The organism is Pseudomonas sp. MWU12-3103b, assembly GCF_023100615.1.
Taxonomy (GTDB): Bacteria; Pseudomonadota; Gammaproteobacteria; order Pseudomonadales; family Pseudomonadaceae; genus Aquipseudomonas; species Aquipseudomonas putida_A.
In genome coordinates this window covers 71,272-88,315 of record NZ_JALMEY010000002.1, presented here as the reverse complement: position 1 = coordinate 88,315, position 17,044 = coordinate 71,272, and the positions used below count along the sequence as shown (strand labels likewise).

The 17,044-nt window shown below is 61.0% G+C and carries 20 protein-coding genes; all 20 read right to left on the bottom strand.

The features are described 5' to 3' along the window. Window positions 1-3: 3 nt before the first annotated feature. The 20 genes from M0808_RS04115 to M0808_RS04020 all read right to left on the bottom strand — a co-directional run bounded on the left by M0808_RS04115 (window position 4) and on the right by M0808_RS04020 (window position 16,969). A complete protein-coding gene (locus tag M0808_RS04115) occupies window positions 4-603 on the bottom strand; it encodes a putative phage tail protein (protein WP_007964344.1) in 600 nt (199 codons plus the stop codon). After that, window positions 591-1,637: a baseplate J/gp47 family protein gene (locus tag M0808_RS04110; protein WP_135295076.1), complete on the bottom strand. Its 1,047-nt coding sequence runs from the start codon at window positions 1,635-1,637 to the stop codon at window positions 591-593. Before M0808_RS04110 ends, M0808_RS04115 begins: the two co-directional genes overlap by 13 nt. Continuing rightward, complete coding sequence (locus tag M0808_RS04105) at window positions 1,627-2,025, bottom strand: phage GP46 family protein (RefSeq protein ID WP_007964342.1); 399 nt, start codon at window positions 2,023-2,025, stop codon at window positions 1,627-1,629. The genes M0808_RS04110 and M0808_RS04105 overlap by 11 nt, the downstream gene beginning before the upstream one ends. Next, entirely contained in the window at window positions 2,025-2,534 is a 510-nt protein-coding gene (locus M0808_RS04100) for a phage baseplate assembly protein V (RefSeq protein ID WP_027611071.1), read from the bottom strand. Before M0808_RS04100 ends, M0808_RS04105 begins: the two co-directional genes overlap by 1 nt. Window positions 2,535-2,677: 143 nt before the next feature. Further along, window positions 2,678-3,721 (bottom strand): phage baseplate assembly protein, encoded by a 1,044-nt coding sequence (locus tag M0808_RS04095; protein ID WP_247840010.1) that lies wholly within the window; start codon window positions 3,719-3,721, stop codon window positions 2,678-2,680. A gap of 3 nt (window positions 3,722-3,724) precedes the next feature. Continuing rightward, window positions 3,725-4,960: a DNA circularization N-terminal domain-containing protein gene (locus M0808_RS04090; protein ID WP_247840008.1), complete on the bottom strand. Its 1,236-nt coding sequence runs from the start codon at window positions 4,958-4,960 to the stop codon at window positions 3,725-3,727. Continuing rightward, window positions 4,947-7,067: a hypothetical protein gene (locus M0808_RS04085; RefSeq protein WP_247840006.1), complete on the bottom strand. Its 2,121-nt coding sequence runs from the start codon at window positions 7,065-7,067 to the stop codon at window positions 4,947-4,949. Before M0808_RS04085 ends, M0808_RS04090 begins: the two co-directional genes overlap by 14 nt. A gap of 130 nt (window positions 7,068-7,197) precedes the next feature. Continuing rightward, window positions 7,198-7,494 (bottom strand): phage tail assembly protein, encoded by a 297-nt coding sequence (locus M0808_RS04080; protein WP_003222226.1) that lies wholly within the window; start codon window positions 7,492-7,494, stop codon window positions 7,198-7,200. Next, a complete protein-coding gene (locus M0808_RS04075; protein ID WP_007964335.1) occupies window positions 7,491-7,838 on the bottom strand; it encodes a phage tail tube protein in 348 nt (115 codons plus the stop codon). Before M0808_RS04075 ends, M0808_RS04080 begins: the two co-directional genes overlap by 4 nt. Window positions 7,839-7,905: 67 nt before the next feature. Next, entirely contained in the window at window positions 7,906-9,402 is a 1,497-nt protein-coding gene (locus M0808_RS04070; protein WP_041072261.1) for a phage tail sheath subtilisin-like domain-containing protein, read from the bottom strand. Continuing rightward, window positions 9,402-9,581: a DUF2635 domain-containing protein gene (locus M0808_RS04065; RefSeq protein WP_027611066.1), complete on the bottom strand. Its 180-nt coding sequence runs from the start codon at window positions 9,579-9,581 to the stop codon at window positions 9,402-9,404. The genes M0808_RS04070 and M0808_RS04065 overlap by 1 nt, the downstream gene beginning before the upstream one ends. After that, window positions 9,578-10,162, bottom strand: coding sequence for a hypothetical protein (locus tag M0808_RS04060; protein WP_247840005.1), 585 nt, complete (start codon window positions 10,160-10,162; stop codon window positions 9,578-9,580). The genes M0808_RS04065 and M0808_RS04060 overlap by 4 nt, the downstream gene beginning before the upstream one ends. A gap of 172 nt (window positions 10,163-10,334) precedes the next feature. After that, window positions 10,335-11,363 (bottom strand): phage late control D family protein, encoded by a 1,029-nt coding sequence (locus M0808_RS04055; RefSeq protein WP_247840004.1) that lies wholly within the window; start codon window positions 11,361-11,363, stop codon window positions 10,335-10,337. A gap of 9 nt (window positions 11,364-11,372) precedes the next feature. Next, window positions 11,373-11,585 carry a tail protein X gene (locus M0808_RS04050; protein WP_096795852.1) on the bottom strand — a complete coding sequence of 71 codons (213 nt, stop codon included), beginning with the start codon at window positions 11,583-11,585 and terminating at the stop codon, window positions 11,373-11,375. Further along, window positions 11,578-11,961 (bottom strand): phage tail protein, encoded by a 384-nt coding sequence (locus M0808_RS04045; protein ID WP_047601251.1) that lies wholly within the window; start codon window positions 11,959-11,961, stop codon window positions 11,578-11,580. Before M0808_RS04045 ends, M0808_RS04050 begins: the two co-directional genes overlap by 8 nt. Next, window positions 11,961-14,216 carry a phage tail tape measure protein gene (locus tag M0808_RS04040; RefSeq protein ID WP_247840002.1) on the bottom strand — a complete coding sequence of 752 codons (2,256 nt, stop codon included), beginning with the start codon at window positions 14,214-14,216 and terminating at the stop codon, window positions 11,961-11,963. Before M0808_RS04040 ends, M0808_RS04045 begins: the two co-directional genes overlap by 1 nt. Window positions 14,217-14,344: 128 nt before the next feature. Beyond that, entirely contained in the window at window positions 14,345-14,926 is a 582-nt protein-coding gene (locus M0808_RS04035; protein ID WP_247840000.1) for a phage tail assembly protein, read from the bottom strand. 182 nt (window positions 14,927-15,108) lie between these two features. After that, window positions 15,109-15,615: a phage major tail tube protein gene (locus tag M0808_RS04030; protein ID WP_007908799.1), complete on the bottom strand. Its 507-nt coding sequence runs from the start codon at window positions 15,613-15,615 to the stop codon at window positions 15,109-15,111. Then, a complete protein-coding gene (locus M0808_RS04025; protein WP_047291938.1) occupies window positions 15,615-16,781 on the bottom strand; it encodes a tail protein in 1,167 nt (388 codons plus the stop codon). The genes M0808_RS04030 and M0808_RS04025 overlap by 1 nt, the downstream gene beginning before the upstream one ends. A gap of 2 nt (window positions 16,782-16,783) precedes the next feature. Continuing rightward, window positions 16,784-16,969 (bottom strand): hypothetical protein, encoded by a 186-nt coding sequence (locus M0808_RS04020; protein WP_007964321.1) that lies wholly within the window; start codon window positions 16,967-16,969, stop codon window positions 16,784-16,786. Window positions 16,970-17,044 lie beyond the last annotated feature (75 nt).

Sequence of the window (17,044 nt, the reverse complement as noted above, 5' to 3'; positions counted from 1 at the left end):
TCCCTAGTCATAATTGATGTGCACCTTGGTATGCGCCGGGGCACTGCGGTGGATCAGGCACTCAAGCGCCGAGCCCGGGTTGACGCCGAAGCGCTCGCCCCAGTAACTCGCGCCATAGCGCCGACCAAGCAGCAGGCGGCCGCCGGTGTTGAGGGTCCACATGAATTGCGCTTCCCAGGTGCCCCAGTGCGCTGCGCCAAAACGCGAGCGACCCATGCGGGGGGCTTCGTGTTCGGTGATGCTGGCGTTGGGGTAGCCCTGGCTTTTGGCGATGTCGAGGTAGTAACCGACAGCCTGACTGCCGACCGCGAGCAAGCGTCGGCGCACGGCGAGGCGGCGGTCGTCGAACAGCGGTGTGGCGCCCAGGCATGGGTCGGGCAGTTCCATCACCCGCTCCCAGTCCGGCACCAATTCGCTGACGCCCGCCGGGTCCATCTCGTTGAGCAGGTCGGCGGCGCGGGCGTCGAGGCGTGCCAGTTCGACGGCGACGCCTTGCAGTACCTCCTCGAGTTCCGGAACGCGCTCCGGATCCCACGCCGGACCGCTGGGTAGCAACGCGCGCAGCTGCGCCTGATATTGCGCGGCGGTTCTTATGCCCCCCATACGCAGCCTCCGAAGGTCAGCAGTTCGCTTTGCCCGGCAGGCACGTCAGCGGCCGGCGCGGTCAGCGTGTGATCGTACTCACCGCCGGCGCTGCTGATGGCTTCGCGGATATGGCTGATCAGCAGCGGCACACCCAGATCGGCCTCGCGGTTGTGCAGGTCGCGCAGTTGCGCTTCAACGGCGGCGCGCACAGCAGTGGTGTCCGGGTTGACGCTCTTGAAGCGATACACCACCGGCACCTGAATCGGCCGCTGCACGTGCACTTCCGCCGTCACCGGACGCAGCGGTTCGATGTACTCCTGAACCTCCGCCAATTGCTCATCGTTGGGCACCGGTTGCGGGTCTTCGTCACGCATGATGAACACCGTCACTGTGCCTGGCCCGAGCAGGCCGCCACGGCACCAGGCCCGCGTCACACCCGGCACTTCCAGCGCCCAGGTTTCGTAGTCGCTCGCCGAACCACCGTGGGGGATCACGCGATAAGAGCGGATCACCCGCGAACGCAACGACTCCAGACTTTCCCGCGCCACACCACCACTGAGGCCGGGCGCGAGCACCACAAAACTGTTGCCGACCACACCGGCGATCGGCTGCACCGGGTTCAGCGCCAGACCGGCGTCGGCATTACCGAGGCTGCCAGCGTCGAGCGCAGCAATCGTGGTGGTGTTGCTACCATTGACGGTGGTGCGCGCGGTGGTGACTTTGTAGGTACGGCCATCGCTCGCTTGCAGCAGCGTGTCGACATCCAGCACCGCACCGGCGGTCGCGGTAAAACTGACGCTGCCGGTGGCGACTTGCGCCGGTTTGCGTGGCTGATTCAGGCGCAGCGCGGCGATGCGTTCCAGGGTCGACTCGTCGGCCTTGTCCGGCAGGATCTGCTCGGCAATCCAGTCGAGATAACCGTACAGACCATAAGCCGCGCCACCGAGGGTGCGGGCCAGCACTTGCGCATCGGACTGGCGCAGCGAATCGCCGGCCAGGTCGCTTTGGGTGCGCTTGATCAGCACCGGCAGCGAAGGGGTTTCAAACGGCATAGATCACCTGCCAACTGTTATCGGGGTTGATGTCCAGACGTTCGCCGTCGGCCAGGGTCAGGACCGTGCGCAGGTTCAGGCGCTGGGCGTCGAGGCGTTCGCTGATGATGTCGATGGCGCTGCAGTGGCCGTCGTCGATCAGCCATTGCAGGGCTTCGCGGGCATAGAACTCGGCGTCCATCTGGGTCTGTCGGGTCAGCTTGACCCGACGCAACAGCCACAGCCGCGAACCGATGCGATCGTCGGCGACGGTGGGAAAGCTGTCGCCCCACCAGCCGAAGCGCTCCTCGTCGTCGAGGGCGTCGTCATCGGCGGCGCGGCGCCAGGTGAACAGGCTGATGAGCACGGCGCGGGTCAGTGCGGCGTGGAGGTTCTGGCTGACAAGCATTATTTGCCTCCTGCCGGCGCACCGGTCTGGCCGCTACCGGCCTGCACGCCAACGTGCACGTGTTTGATCTGGCTGATGCCGCCGGCGAGTTGGTCGCCGGTGGAAACGATCTTGCCGGTCTGGTTGATCACCGGCGTGTCGAAGTTCACCGCGCTGCTGGCGCGGATGTTCAGGGTGGCGGTTTCGATGTCGATGATCCGCCCGCGCTTGAAGTGAATTTTGTCGCCCTCGTCGGTGTAGATCGCCACTTCGCCAGAGGCCAGCGACTGCAAGCGATAGCGGCGGTCGGCGACCACCAGGGCGATGGCGTGAGACCGGTCACCGCCGAGAAACGTGACGATGCCTTCGGCGCCGGCCAGCGGGTTGCTGGTGAAACCGTAGGGTTCGAAATGCTCCATGTCGTCGTTCACCTCGCCGGCGGTGAGGCGCATTTGCAGCGATTGCAGCTTGGATGCCGAATGGGCGAGCACGACAGTGCCGCGCGCCAGCAGGCGTGTCAGTAGGCTCATGAATTGTCCTCAGGGAGCAGACCCGACACGGACAACATGTGGGAGCGGGCTTGCTCGCGAAAGCGGTGGGTCAGTCAATGGGATGTTGGAGCTGCTGACGCTTTCGCGAGCAAGCCCGCTCCCACAGGGGTTCGGTGTCAGGCTCAGGTTTTTTTCGGGGGGGTGGGGTCGGGATCGAAGGTATGCGGTGGCGCCACTTGCAGCGTGGTCACCGAGCCCTGCGCCGAGAGCGAATACGTGACTTTGGAGATCAGCATGTCGCCGTCAAAACCGAGCACCGGATCCGTGACCTTCACCAGCGTGTTGTGGCGCCACAGATCGCCATTGGATTGACGCCAGCCCTGCACCTGATAGGTGGTGGTCTGCGCCCGGCCCATGCGGGTGGCGCTTTCCCATTGGGCGCGTTGCTGGGCCAACTCGAACGTCAGCGCGGTGCCCTCGTTGATGATCGTGGTGCGGCGGCGCTTGAAGCTCAGATCAGCCGCGCTGGATTGAACCTCGCTGACGGCCGCCCCGCTCTTATTGTCCGAGCCTTTCTGCTGACCGATCACCCGGTATTCAGAAAACACCTGGCTCTGATCCATCGGCGCGTTCGCCGACAGAATGTTCTTGCCCAACTCCAGCGCGTCACTGGCCCGACCACCACTACCGGGCTTGGCCAGCACCAGCCGGCCCTGCTCGTCATCGGTGGAAAACACCCGAAACAGCGAGAGCAATCGGTCGATCGACTGGAACACTGTTTCGCCCGGCACGATGGTGTGTTTGGCGAGCCGCGCGGTCTCGGGAATTTCGTTGACCACGTACAGCGAGTATTCCGCCGCCAGAGCCTGGACGATGCTCAGCAGCGGTTGCTCCTGCCATTGATTCGGGCGGTTGGTGGCTGCGCAATCGACCAGATCCTGAGTCTTGGAGCTACCCTCGATACTCAAGCTGATCTGGCGTCCGTCGTAACTGATCGGTGCCTTGAACACGTAGCCGGTGAGCACCAGATCCTGGCCGATTTTCACTTCGCAAGGGTCACCCGGTTTGATCCGTTGATCCACCGTCTGCCCCGGCCACTGCCAGGTGATGTCGAGTTTGAAGGTGCGGAACTGGCGCTCCAGATCAGCGGTGATTTCCACGCTTTTCCAGCCGCCGTGTTCCATGTTGTTAACGGTCAGCGTGACATGGTTATCCATCTCGCTCATGGCTCACTCCCTGGACACTTTCACGTCGTTGGGTGAAAAGCCCGGATGGTTCATCGCGTTGCTCTGCGTCACTTGAGTCACCCGTGTGGCATCGGCAAATTGCTTGTAGGCCACAACCAGCGCCGGCAGGCTTTCCTGGAACGATTTGGTGACCTGTCGCACACCGGATGACGCCACGGCCTTGAGATGCGCCATCAGCGCTTCCTTCACATCGTTGATTGCCTGGTGATGTTTGGGATCGGCCTTGTCCAGCATCGGGTCAATTGCCACCCCGACCGCCTTCTGCAGCGCTTTCATTTCGTCGGTCACCGGCACTTCCTGACGGGTCACCGGTTGATCCGCCTGATGCGCCACCGAAGCGGTCGACGTCAGTTTGACCGGAGGGGTCGCTACCGGCATCGACGCGACCCACTGCGCCACTTTCACCAGCATGGTGTCCTGCACCAGATCAGCCATGGCTTGCGCTGCAGCATTGGTGTCCTTGCCGGTGGTGATCTTCGGCGCATCCAACTTGCGGATGGCCTCGAGTTGTTGGGACACGTCGGCAATCACGCCACGGTAGCCCTCCTTCGCGAACGCCTTCAGCTCCTTGATATCGCCGAGCAGGCCCTTGAACTCCGCCGCCACTTCCTTGGGCAATTCCTTCACGGCTTTGACCAGTTCAGTGATTTGCTTGTACTGCTCGATCAGCGGCTTGAGCTGCTCTTTGATCACCTCATAGACCCCGGTCAGGCTGTTGCGCAGATTGGCAATGCCGATCCGCGCAGCCTTGATCAACGTCATCGCCTGCTCAAAGCGCGCCACCGCAGAACCCAACAGCGTGTCCGCCTTGGCCAACAGAACTTTTTGCGTACTGACGGTAGCGGTCGGAAACGGCAACGGCCGGTCCGGGTAAAACTTCAGACTGAACGTCACCAGCCCGCCGTCCTGGCGGGTGTGGGTCATGTCGCATTCGCCGACTTTGACTTGCAAGCGTCCGAGCCACGGATGCACCAATTCACCACTGCCCGCCTCCAAGGCCTTGAGCAGCTTGTCGCGCTGCTCCAGACAATCGGCGCCGATGATGAACGCCGTCAGGTCGTGGGTCTTGGCCTGCTGGCCGAGATCCTCGAAATACGGCAGGTCGCGTTGCGGGTATTCGTGCAACTGACCTTTGCGACCGACCGGGGTTTTCGCCTGATCGATCCAGAACCCGACACCGCGAAACGATGCCGGCAACAAACGGTCACGCCAGTTCATTGGAACCTCCTGCCGACAGCGAGCGATAGCCGATGCGCGAAGACAGCGCCAGGCCCGGTTGATTGGTTTGTGGTTGATCGGTGCGCAGCCCCGCCGGTGCATTTTCGAAGCGCACGGTCAGGCCGCCTTCGAGTTGCGTACGGTTGTTGGCCGCGCTTTGCTGGATCAGGGCGCTGGAGGTTTGTGGCAGCGAACTGCTTACTTTCGGGGCACCGGCAGGCGCTGCCGGGGCGGTACCGGTGAGGGTTGCAAAGACACCGGAGAAATTGCCACCGAACAGTTCTTTAAGCTGCCCGAAAATCCCTTGCAGGTTTGTCCACATGTCGCTGAACCAGGTCAGTACCGGCTGCCATTTCTGCTGGATCGACTCCAGCGGCGACTGGCTGAACAGATCGCCGAAGATGCTCTTCACCACTTGTGCATCCGTGGTCAACGATGCCCACAGACCGGAGAAGTACGCGCTCACGCCATTCCACTTCGCCATGACCGCTTCCACAGGCGCGCTGCCAAACAGGTTTTGAAACTCGTCTTTCAACGGCTGGGCTCCAGCCCTGAGTACGTCCCACAGCGCGGAAAAAACCGGCGCCACGGGTTGCCAAGCCGATTCAATCATCGCCACCGGCGATTCCGTGAAGATCGATTTGACCTGTTCCCACTGCGCCGCAGCGTTACCTGCAACACCGCCAACAAGATTGCCAAACACATTGTTCAGCGAACCCCAGGCGTCAGTAATCGTCTGCACTGGCGACCAACTGAACTTCGCCTTGAGCGCGTCTACACCGGCAGCAGCTTTGGCCTGTGCGCCAGCGAAGAAATCACTGACGACATTGCTCGCGGTTGCAAAAGCCTTGCTCATCACTTCACTCGGCGAGAAATCGAATTTCGCCCTGAGCCTGTCGATACCCGCTTGCGCATCCGCCATGGTGCCAGCGAAGAAATCACTGACAACGCTACTGGCCTTCGCCAACGCCTTGTTCCACACCTCACGCGGTGAGAAAGCGAACTTCGCACTGAGCTTGTCGATCCCTGCTTGTGCATCCGCCATCGTGCTGGCGAAGAAATCACTGACGACACCGCTGGCCTTAGCCAATGCCTTATTCCACACCTCACGCGGCGAGAAATCGAACTTCACCCTGAGCTTGTCGATCCCTGCTTGTGCATTCGCCATGGTGCTGGCGAAGAAATCACTGACAACGCTGCTGGCTTTCGCCAACGCCTTGTTCCACAGCTCACTCGGCGAGAAGTCGAAAGCCGCCACGAGCTTGTCAGTGCCTGCCTGCGCTTTCGATACCAAGCCGTTGTAAATATTGACGACGCTGTCGACGCCGGCAAAAAATTCCGCGCTGATCTCTCCCCACGTTTTGCTGATCAATGCGCCCATCGATTCGATTGCCTGCGTGGTCGCCGCAACTCCAGCGTTGAATTTCGTCGAAACGTAGTCCCACATCCTGCCGAAGAATCCGGAAATCGACGCCCAGTTATTGGTAATCAACCGTGCGCCAATCACGATGATGGCCACCGCTGCCGCGATAGCCGCCGCAATCAGCCCGATGGGCGAGGTCAGAATCCCCAGCACCGCGACCAGCCCCATCGCCCCGACCGTGACCACCGTAAACGCTACGGCAGCGGCCGCCAGCCCTTCGACCAGATACGGATTGTTGGCGACAAACTGGCCAATCGAAGTCATCACCGGTGTCAGCGCCGTGACGATGCCGTTAACCGCCGGCAACAACGCCTGACCGATTTTCAGCGAGATGTTATCCAGCGCCTTGTTGAATTTTTCCAGGTTGGCCGAGGTTTCCCCCTGGACCACCTTCGGCACTTTAAGGCCCTTGAGTGCCCTGGCTTTCTTCGCCAACGCATCCTGCGCTTCGATGGCTTTTTTGATGCCGTCCTGAAACGGCTTGAGCAAACCACCTTCAGCAATGAAGCCGGCCACGTCCAGCGGCTCGAGGCCGCTGTCTTCCATGCTTTTCTTGAATGCTGCGACCTTGCCGCGCAGCCCCTTCATCTCGGTCTCCATTTTCTCGGCGCCCTTGAGCACCACGAGCATGTTGACCGTGACGGGAAAGTTCTGCGGGATCAGGCTCAAATTTGTATTCGCCATCACTGCACCTGCTGCATCGCATTGATCCGTTGCGCGTGCTCCAGCGATTCGCGGAGCACATCCAGTGGCCTGGCCATCATCTGTTCGGGGTCAACCTTCCAGAACCAGGCCAGGTCATAGGCGACTGCGATCAGGTCGGTGATGGCTCCGACGCCGCACTCATGAAAAAACTCGCAACGGCCCAGCTCAGCGCGTTGAGGTCAGCCAGATCGAGCTGGTTGACCGACGACGGTGGAATACCGGCGCACACGGCGATGTATTTGGCCGCCACGTCCATGTCGAGGCTGACTTCTTCGCTTTTGTCGATCTTGTACGGCAGCGCCTTGATCGCTCGCACTTCCTGCACCGTCGGGCGGCGCAGGACGAGTTCGGTCAGGGGCTCGCCGTGAGCTTCGATCGCAACCTGAAGCTTCACGGCGCCGCTCATTGCCAGGTCCCCTTGATGCCTTCGAATTTCAGCTCGATGGTGGCGTCATCGCCTTTGGAAACCGGCTCTTCGACCAGATAGGCACCGGCCAGCACGTAGACTTTGCCGTTGCTGAATTCGCAGGTAACGGTGATGTCGGTGCCTTCGATCAGCTTCTTCAGCGGGAAGTCGGCGGTGTGCAGCGCGGTCACTTTGAACGACGGCGCGACGTCGGTTTCCTTGTAGAAACCCGGTACGACGGTTTCGCGTTTGACGGCCATCAGCGGGGCTTCGCAGCCGCCGTTGATAGTCAGTTGTGCACCGTCGACTTTGACGTAGCAGGTGCCTGCAATCACTTGACCCATGGTGTTACTCCCTTCAAATAAAAAAGCCCACCGGAGTGGGCTGAATGCTTACGGCCAAACGCGGCGATCAGGCCGCGTCGTCGTATTGCAGACGGAACTGGTTGAGCAGTGCGAACACGCGCAGACCGTTGATGTAATCCGGCGGGAACAGCACGTTCACGCGGCTCGGATCCTGTACGTCGCGCTCGACGATCAGGTGCTCGGCGAACAGCTCGGCGTTCTCCACGTGGCCTTCCAGTTCCAGCTTGGCGTACTGCGCGATCAGCTCGCCGCGAATGGTCGCCGGAGTGACGATCGGCTGGCCGGCGCCGAAACGGGTGCCGTCGGAAGCCAGTTTGTGCCGGCCGTACTTGCTGGTGATCACGCTTTGCAGACGACGCACGATGAACGCCGACTGGTGCATGGTTTCGCTGTCCAGGTAGGAGTTGTCGGCCTGACCGTAAGCGTTCTTCTGGTAGGTGGTGATCGAACGCTGAATGCGCACGTAACCGCCTTCGTAGTACGCGGTGGCAATGCCGTAGTTGAGCAGCGACTGCCGCTCGGTCAAGGTGAAACGCTCGCTGGCCGGCGCCGGATCAACACCCGGCAGGCTGCCGCTTTGGGTCGGACGGCTGGCATCGGCGGAGATGAACACCGCGGTGCGCGCAGCCAGTGCTGCCGCCTGGACCCAGAACGGTTGCGGTACGCCCGGCTCCAGCGCCTGGATGGTCATGTGCTGATCGTTACGTGCCTGGCCAGCAGCAACCAGGGTGCCGACGGTGCCGCGCTTGGCGCTGTAGACGTGACCGAACAGTTGCTTGGCCCAGGACCAGCGACCGGTGCTGTCATCCATCACTGCTTGCCAGGTATTGAGGGTCGACAGATCCGACCACGGCAGAGCGATGAACTCGAACGGCTCGTCACCCAGTGCAGCCACGGCTGCGACCTGATCCGGCACACCGGCGCCGCCAGTCATGGCGGTGATCGCAGTGGTCAGGCCGGCCGGGGTTTCTTCGCCGTTGCTCTTGCCCAGGCGATTGAACTGCAGGCTGATGTCGTTACCGCTGTCGCCGGTCCATTTGGCGGTCAGGGTGACCACACCTTCAGCAGCCGCCGCGCTCACCGGCAGATCGGCGGTGGCGTTGATTTTCTGTGCCAGTGCGGTAGCCGCTTGAGCAGCGGTGGCACCGTTGACCACGGTGGCCTGCACACGCACACCAGCGACGTACAGGTTGAGCACGCCAGCCTGAGTCGCAGTGCCAGTCAGGGTCAGCACGCCTTTGGCGATGGCGCCTTCAGTGTTGTGCAGCGGCAGGCACCAGATCTCGCCGATCGGGTCGGCCTTGCGGAAGGTCTCGTACATCGAGGCGAGCATCGAGCCCTGACCGCCGATGCTTTTTGCCAGCGCGACGCTGGAGACCAGCACCAGTTTGCCGACTTCAGTCGGGGCGATGTTGTCGTTGACCTGAGCGACGATCAAACGGCGCATGGCCGAAGTCGCGCTATTGGCGGCCGAGTTATCCATTTCGGCATAGAACAGCGGTACACGAATGTCCGCGGGGATGTTGCTGAATCCGATCGCCATTATTTGGCTCCCTGTGCTTTGACTTTTACGGTTTTGAGAGTGATATCGCCGTCGGCCAGACGTCGGCGCCACCAGGCGCTGTCCAGCACTTCACGGCCTTCTTTGGGCAGCAGATCGCCCGCTTCCGGGTCAGGCACGGCACGGCCAGCGGCCGGCAGTACGGTGATGCGATTGCTCATGGGGTTACGTCTCCAGAGAAAGTCAGTTCCACGCGCCCGTCAGGGCCCGGGTGTTTCAGATTGGGGTCGGCCGGGTCGATCGCATCGACCCGCACGGTGACCCCGGTAAAGGACGACAAACCGTCCAGTTCACGTTCGTGCCAACTCTCCGCAGGCTGACTCGGCAGATTGCGGCCGAGCTGGAACTCGGTAAAAAAGCGCAGCCGATAGAAGGCCCGGCTGCTGTTGATCGAGACCATCTCGCCGCCGTCGTAGACGATGGCGCTGTAGTCGGTGCCCGGTTTGAATCCCACCAGCGCGCGCCACAGTTCGGCGCGCAGGTCGTGCAACAGATCCAGCGCTTTTGTGCTGTCGCTGGCGTCGAGCGCCAGGACGATTTCGAAGCGGTCGCGGATCGGTTGCGCGGTGAGGTTTTGTGCGGTGCTGGTGCTCGCGAGATCCGCCAGGGGCAGAACATGAGCCGAGGGTGTCGGCAGATCAGCGTTGCCTTGCAGCAACGCCAGATCGACACCCACCGCAATGTGGTTGGCAAGGCTTGGGCATTGCCCACGCAGCTGCGTGAGGATCGGGGTGATCTTCATGGTGGTGTTCCAGAATTGAATGAAAAGCGGTCTGCAGAACACTGCAAAACCTGTGGGAGCTGGCTTGCCAGCGATGGCGGTGGATCAACCGGCATCTCTTTTGAATGGGTTGGCCTCTTCGCGGGCAAGCCCGCTCCCACAGGGATCTTCATCGCAGTGACAAAGCGGGGAATCAGTCCTTGGCTTCGGCTTTCGGGTCAAGGCAGGCGGCATCGATCACGCAGCGATAACTGTTCTCGCGATTGCCGCTGGCGGTGACTTTTTCGATCGACCAGCGCCCACGCATGAAGTCCGGCCAGGTCTCGTCGAGCAGCACAAGGCCTTCGGCGGCCAGCAGTGGATTGCCGGGACAAGTGATCTTCACCTTGTACTTCTGCCGGAGCATCTTGCGCACTTCGCCTTCGCCGACGGCGATCGCATCGGCTTCGCTGGGTTGTTTCTGGCGCAGGGTCTTGAACGGCGCAAGCCCCGTTTCAACCCAGCGCAACACGCCGGCAGCACCATCCCAGAAACAGGTCTTGCAACCCTTGGTCTGCTCGCGGGCAGACTCCTCCAGCGTGGCGCTGACGAACGCGTGATCGCCGGGACGGTTGTTGCTGGTCACCGACAAGGTCACGTCCGCCAGCACCTGGCCCGACAACGATTTGGTCTGGCCGGGACGGGCCAGCACGTACACGTCGTTGTAGGGTTTGGTTACCGCGTTGTACTTTTTCGCCAGGCGCGTCAGAAAGCTCATGTCGGTTTCGTTGGACTGGTCGACGTGCTCGATCCTGATCATCGCCACCTCGGGCGCGACGCGCGGTGAAAAGTCATGGCTCGACACCAGTTTTTCAAATAGCGCACCCAAGGTGGTCGGGCCATGACTGGCAGTGCGACGTTGCTTGAAGCCCGTCTCATCATCCTTGCTGAACGGCGCCGCCGTGGCCACCAGCGTCAGGCGGAACGGGAACAGCGTCGGCGTCAGGCGCGTCACTTTGAACTGGCCCTTGTCGACCATTCCCGACTCCAGATAACCGACCTCAAGGCCGATTTTCCCGCCCAGATCCGGCAGCCCTTCGAGGCCTTCAAGATCAATCGTCAACGTCAGTTGATCGGACTCGAAACCGGCAGCGTCGATGTGTTCCCAACTGATCAGGCGTTGATTGAGCAGGGCCGAATGAGCCCCGTAGAGTCTTACCGCCGGGGTGAAACCAAGTGTCATGCAACCTCCTTAATCCCAGGCCGTGAGCGGTTTGATCGTGGCCGGTTTCGAGTCGAGTTCCGGCAACGTGACCCAGACGCCCGCAGGCAGGATCGGGCCGTGTTCGGCCAGGGTCGGGTTGAGTGTCCACAGAGCTTCTTCGGCGGCGTCATCACTGCGCCCGGTTTCGCGGTAGAGCAGCAGATTCACTGAATCACCGGCCACGCTTCGTACCTTACGCATTGTTGAACTCCGTTAATCCGACCACCCACTTGATCACCATCGCGGTGCCGTCATCGATGACCTCGCTCTGGTTCTCGTCGATGCTGTTGATCCGCCACAGACCCCAGTTGCGCCCGATACCATCAATCAACGGCAGCGGCACACGCTGTGCCTGAAGTGCGCGTAACTCATCGAGTCGATCCATGGCCACGGCATACATCGAGGTGCCGCTGATGGTCAGCGATTCCGCTTTCTGCCCGGTCTGACTGGACTTGGGTTTGCTGGTCAGGATCTGGATGTCGCTCCAGCCACCGTCGGACTTTCGCGCCAACGTGCTGTAAGCAAAGTTGCGCGACAGGCCGAAGATGAAACTGCCTAGAGCCATTTGTTGTTTCATCAGTCGACTCCATCGGTCAGGGCTGCGTCACGGCGGGTGGCGAGCGGGTTGTTGGTCAACAACGGCAGGAACTGGCCGTGGAATTGCCCGCTCAGTTGTTGGCCGATGATCGTACGAATCTGCTCGGCAGTATCTGGCGCCGGACAGGTGACCTGGATCAGTGGGGAGAAGGTGACTTGCTGGTTTTGCGTCTGCGCGCTCGGCAGTTCTTTGGCAACCTCTACCGGCGGGGCGAGTTGGTTCGGTGCAGGCGTCGCGAGTTTTTCACCCAATGCGCTTCCCCACTGATTGCCATAGTAGGTGCCAGCTGCTCCGCCAACCCCTCCACCGACAAGTGCCCCGGCAGGACCGGCGAAAGCCCCCAGGAAGGCACCAACGCGCGCCCCCAGGTAATTTCCAGCAACCCCACCCACCAGGCCGCCCGCTCCTCTGGCTGTTTGTTTGCCATCGGCATCGAGCAAGCCGTTGACCACGTCCATACCGGAGTCGAGCATCATCAACGGCATACTCAGAGGGCCAGCTACACGACCGATACGGGCACCTTGACTGACCAGACTTCGGCCTGGACCGGATGTCAGGTATTTAGCTCGGTCAAGCGCAACGGATCCCAGAGTCTTGGCATTGTTAAGCCCAGCGGAACCCCAAGTCTTGGCATTATTCAGCGCAACGCCCCCCCAAGCCTTCGCACCGTTAAGCGCTGCGGAACCCCAGGATATGGCAGTTGTGCCGACGAACTTGAGGTTGTCGATAGTGGATGTCGTTCCTCTAATGCCCTTGGCCAGCATCGACCCAGCGACCTGCACGCCCTTAATACCGGCAATACTCAAAATCAACGTACGCGCGAGCTCCGGTGATTCTTCAGCCATGCTGCTCAAACCATCAGTCGCCCAAGCCATCACCCCGGTGAGCCTGTCAAAATCAGCCAGCACAGCAGCGCCAGCGGAGCTAACTAGACGATCTTTCTGAGCGGTGAAAATGTTCCAGCCCGTTTGCGACGTATCAGACAGTGCCCGCGCAGCCTGATTGACTGCCCCGCCCTCCTCGCCTCGCGCCGAAGATGCGTACTGCTGTTTATCTTTGACGAGATCAAATGCACCCCGCACATCAGCGCTGCGCTCGAGCATTTTCACAACCGGCTGGTCGATCGAAAAAAGCGTCATCGCCAGGCTGGCTTGCTGCTCGGGGGATTTTGTCTTCAGCGCCTCAAGCACCTTGAGAATCGCGCCGGGGGCATCCCCTTGCATTTGCGCAGCGAGGGACTTTGGATCGAGGTCGAGTTGAGCGATCACCGCTTTCTGACTAACTGATGCGTTGTCGCCCAACGCCAGCGTCGTGGTGATCCTCTCCAGTGCCACGCCGGCGTCAGCCCTGTTTACGTTGACATTGAGCATTGCCGCAGCAAAAGCCGCAGTCTGTTCGGGACTCAGCCCGGCACCTTTTGCCGAAGCGCCATAGTTGCTGAGGATCGAACCAATATCAGCCACCGAGGCACTGAGTCGGCTTCCCAGCACACTGGTAGCATCGGCGAGGTCGAGGGTCTTTGCTCGGTCGAGCCCCATTGAGGTGCGCCAGCCGATCAGCAGATCCGCAACATCCGGCGCCTTCATCTCAAAGGCTGTGGCCGTGATGCCAGTGTCTCGAGTGAAATCACTGAGGTCTTTTTGCCGAGCGGCTTCATTCTTCTGTTCGCTGCCAACTCCACCCTTGACACCGGCATACATCACGCCTGCCAGATCCAGCACCGTGGTACCGCCGGCTGCCACTTTGCGCTCGGCGGCCATTTTCTCCAACGACACCCGCAACGCATCGCTTTGATCGCCCTCAACGCCTGCAACCCGTCCCAGTCGCGCCATCGCGCTATCAAGGTTGATCGCTGGCTGCAGGTATTTGAAAGGTTGCGTTGCGCCATTGACGCCTGACGGTTTCGACTCAGCTCCCACGGCCGCGCTGCCCGCTAGTGCTGGCCGGTCATTGAGAGACTGTTGCAGCGAGCGCTGTGAAATCAGCACAGCGTGTATCGACCCCAACACATCCCTGAGCTGAACCTGCTCGGCGGTCAGATTTCGCAATTCGCTGGTGGCATCGGCCAGCGCCAGGCTTAGCCCGGCAACACTGCCGTCAAAGTTCGAAGCAGGTGTTGCGGCTCCTGCTGACATCGCCGGAGCCATCAAGGCGGCAGTCTTGCTGGCCGTGCTCAATGCCCGGGTTTCTTGATTGACCTCAGCGAACGTCAACGCATAGTTATCATCTGCCATGCCGCTCTACTCCTGTTTCACGCCAAGGCGAGTGATCGCTATGTCGTAGCGGCGCAACGCCTTTTCGGCGTCCCATTCCAGAATCTCCGCTTCACTTACCGGGTAAATGAGCGGGACGATATCGAGGATTACTTCGATGTCGCGTTCCGAAAGTAGGCCGCCGGCTGGTTTAAAAAATCGTCGATGCGCACCTGCAATTGGGTCCAGTCAGGGACGCTCAGTTGGGCCAGATCGGGGATCATCAGACCGGTGCAATGGGCGGTGATGAACTCGGCGCGTTCCTTGGCCGTTTTAAGTTTCTTCATCACTTTGGTGGCGCGCAGTGCGGGCATTTCCAGCGACAACGAGGTCACGGTGCGGCCAGTCACGGCGAGCGGTTGCAGCAGCTGCACTTCGTCAGGATCGTCGGACTCTTCCGCGTCCTCGACCTGCTCCAGAAAGTACGACGCCGGACGGGTCGACATCTCGTGCACGTACTGGGCGATGCTCACGTAGTCCGGGCGTTTCAGCTGGTCGAGTTCCTTGACCGACAGGCCGGTGGCGAGCAGCGCCAGTTCGAAGAACTGATCGTCTTCATCATCGCCGGCGCGTTCCAGCGCTTCTTTCTGCGCGGCGTAGAACAGCGGCTTGAGCTGGATCTGCTCGATCTGCGCGCCGTCGTCGCCGGTGATCGGCGACAGCAGGTCATGCTTGGGTGGCATCCACGACATGTATGAATTCCTTGGTGATTCTTGAGGGGGTGTTGCTAAACATCGGCCAGTCACACTGGCCCAATGTGGGAGCGGGCTTGCTCGCGAAAGCGGCCTGACATTCAGCATTGATGTCCACTGACCTGGCGCCTTCGCGAGCAAGCTCGCTCCCACAGGGTTTTATGATTGCCTGTAAAACGGGGTTACGGCATCAGCACCGCACGGCGCGCATCACCGAGGATGTCGACGCCGTTAAGCACGAATTTCTGGGTGCGTACGTCGATGTCGATCACCGGGATGCCGTTTTCCAGGCGGTTGTAGGTGCGGCACGAGAAGTCCAGAGTCGTCAGGGCTTTGCCACCCATTTTGATCGCGTCTTCACCCATGGTTTTGAGCTTGCCGCCGATGGTGTGATAGGTGAACCAGGTGTTGCCGTCCTGATCCTGACCGGCTTCACGCACGTTCAGCAGGATGTCGTCGCCCAGCTTCACCCCCATCGCCAGCAACACTTCAGCACCAGTGCCTTGCAGCTTGATCTGAGCATTCAGCGGCTTGGCGCTCTTGGCCATTTCCTCAACGATGAAGCGCCCGCCCGTCATGTTCTCCATGTCGAAATCGATCTTCGGCGGAGTGAATTCCTCAACGGTCGCCGACAGCGGCAGGCCTTGCAGGGTGGCCGCGATGGCCTGTCTTACGCGGTTGGTAAACATTAGAGAACGTCCTCCAGGAACTGCTCGATGATTTCATCGCGGGCGTTGAGTTGATAAACCATGTGTTCGTTCGGCGCGTAGCGGCCATAGTCGATGACCACGTACCAGGTGCCGTTCTTGTACTTCTCGACGCTGTTGAGTTCCGGGTGCAGGTACACGCTGCCGCCAGGAATGGTTTCGTCGGCGACCAGAGTCTGCAGCCAGTCGTTGATGCGCTTGACCTCCTGATCCATGAACGACTTGGTCAGGTTCTTCGCCATGGCTTTCTGACCGGCCTTGACCAGCTTGCGGCTGATCGCATCTTCGAGGCCGACGTAGCTGATGAACTTGCCGGTGATCGAGCGGTTACCCAGCAGCGAGAAGCCACCGAGCACGGTGCGGGCGTAGTAGCTCACGCCGTAGCGGTTGAGCAGATCGCCTTCGGTGGAGGTGTCGAGGATGTTGTATTCAACGACGCGGGACACGTCTTCGGCGTAGGTCACCTGGTTGCCCGGGCTCTCCCACTGCTTGACCTTGGCCAGCGCGGCAATCGCCAGGCTGGACGGCGCGAGGAAGACGTTTTTCTTCGCGGCTTTCGAGTACACGGCGGGCATGTTGTGCACCACCAGGCAACGGTCGAAACCGAGATCGGCGCCGCCCAGTTCCTGGCTGTAAGTCACTTGATCAGCGACCGACGCGTCCTTGCCGTCCAGTACCACACGGGCCTTGATGCGCTTGCCGAACGAGGCGAACTCGCTAGCCACCGCTTTGGTGCCGGTGAAGCCCGGCGCGCCGATGATGGTCAGGTCTTCCGGGACACTGCCCAGTGCCGCCAGACCGAGCTTGCGGCCGGTGGTTGGATCGACACCGCCGATCACTGCGTTGACGGTGTCGGCCGGGGTCGCGCCCGCTTCGACGATCACCACGTACACCGGCACCTTGACCACTTTGAGGATCTGGTAAACCGCGTGATACAGCGTGCCCTCTTCAGCGCCGGTCGGATCGAGCAGCGCGTGGGTGGTGAAGCTGTTGATGCGGAACGGTGCGTTGCGCGGAATCAGCGGATCGGCTTTCGGCGCAGTGCCGACCAAGCCGATGACGTTGTCACCCAGGCCACCCATGGCCTCGGGGGATTCGGTGGCATTGACGGTAATGCCGTTGTGCTCGAAGTTCAAAACCTCAGCCATGGTTAGTCAGCCTTCTTGGCAGCGGCCTTTTTGGCCTGGGTGGAGGGTGTTTTCAGCTCAAGTCGACCGGCGCTGTGCAGCGCACTGGCTTCGACGTCGAGCAGATCAAGGTCTTGACCGACGCTCGACCAGTGCCCACCGCCGGTGGGGAATGGGACGAGCACGGTGTAGGTTTGGCGGGTTGCCATTTTTCGTTTCTCCATAAACGGGAAGGCCCCTCTTGGGGAGGGGCTTTGGCGGGTGTTGATTTGTTTTAAGCGGAC

Excerpts from the sequence above, each read along its gene's own strand:
- M0808_RS04115 (WP_007964344.1), bottom strand. The coding sequence starts at position 603 with ATGGGGGGCATAAGAACCGCCGCGCAATATCAGGCGCAGCTGCGCGCG.
- M0808_RS04110 (WP_135295076.1), bottom strand. The coding sequence starts at position 1,637 with ATGCCGTTTGAAACCCCTTCGCTGCCGGTGCTGATCAAGCGCACCCAA.
- M0808_RS04105 (WP_007964342.1), bottom strand. The coding sequence starts at position 2,025 with ATGCTTGTCAGCCAGAACCTCCACGCCGCACTGACCCGCGCCGTGCTC.
- M0808_RS04100 (WP_027611071.1), bottom strand. The coding sequence starts at position 2,534 with ATGAGCCTACTGACACGCCTGCTGGCGCGCGGCACTGTCGTGCTCGCC.
- M0808_RS04095 (WP_247840010.1), bottom strand. The coding sequence starts at position 3,721 with ATGAGCGAGATGGATAACCATGTCACGCTGACCGTTAACAACATGGAA.
- M0808_RS04090 (WP_247840008.1), bottom strand. The coding sequence starts at position 4,960 with ATGAACTGGCGTGACCGTTTGTTGCCGGCATCGTTTCGCGGTGTCGGG.
- M0808_RS04085 (WP_247840006.1), bottom strand. The coding sequence starts at position 7,067 with ATGGCGAATACAAATTTGAGCCTGATCCCGCAGAACTTTCCCGTCACG.
- M0808_RS04080 (WP_003222226.1), bottom strand. The coding sequence starts at position 7,494 with ATGAGCGGCGCCGTGAAGCTTCAGGTTGCGATCGAAGCTCACGGCGAG.
- M0808_RS04075 (WP_007964335.1), bottom strand. The coding sequence starts at position 7,838 with ATGGGTCAAGTGATTGCAGGCACCTGCTACGTCAAAGTCGACGGTGCA.
- M0808_RS04070 (WP_041072261.1), bottom strand. The coding sequence starts at position 9,402 with ATGGCGATCGGATTCAGCAACATCCCCGCGGACATTCGTGTACCGCTG.
- M0808_RS04065 (WP_027611066.1), bottom strand. The coding sequence starts at position 9,581 with ATGAGCAATCGCATCACCGTACTGCCGGCCGCTGGCCGTGCCGTGCCT.
- M0808_RS04060 (WP_247840005.1), bottom strand. The coding sequence starts at position 10,162 with ATGAAGATCACCCCGATCCTCACGCAGCTGCGTGGGCAATGCCCAAGC.
- M0808_RS04055 (WP_247840004.1), bottom strand. The coding sequence starts at position 11,363 with ATGACACTTGGTTTCACCCCGGCGGTAAGACTCTACGGGGCTCATTCG.
- M0808_RS04050 (WP_096795852.1), bottom strand. The coding sequence starts at position 11,585 with ATGCGTAAGGTACGAAGCGTGGCCGGTGATTCAGTGAATCTGCTGCTC.
- M0808_RS04045 (WP_047601251.1), bottom strand. The coding sequence starts at position 11,961 with ATGAAACAACAAATGGCTCTAGGCAGTTTCATCTTCGGCCTGTCGCGC.
- M0808_RS04040 (WP_247840002.1), bottom strand. The coding sequence starts at position 14,216 with ATGGCAGATGATAACTATGCGTTGACGTTCGCTGAGGTCAATCAAGAA.
- M0808_RS04035 (WP_247840000.1), bottom strand. The coding sequence starts at position 14,926 with ATGTCGTGGATGCCACCCAAGCATGACCTGCTGTCGCCGATCACCGGC.
- M0808_RS04030 (WP_007908799.1), bottom strand. The coding sequence starts at position 15,615 with ATGTTTACCAACCGCGTAAGACAGGCCATCGCGGCCACCCTGCAAGGC.
- M0808_RS04025 (WP_047291938.1), bottom strand. The coding sequence starts at position 16,781 with ATGGCTGAGGTTTTGAACTTCGAGCACAACGGCATTACCGTCAATGCC.
- M0808_RS04020 (WP_007964321.1), bottom strand. The coding sequence starts at position 16,969 with ATGGCAACCCGCCAAACCTACACCGTGCTCGTCCCATTCCCCACCGGC.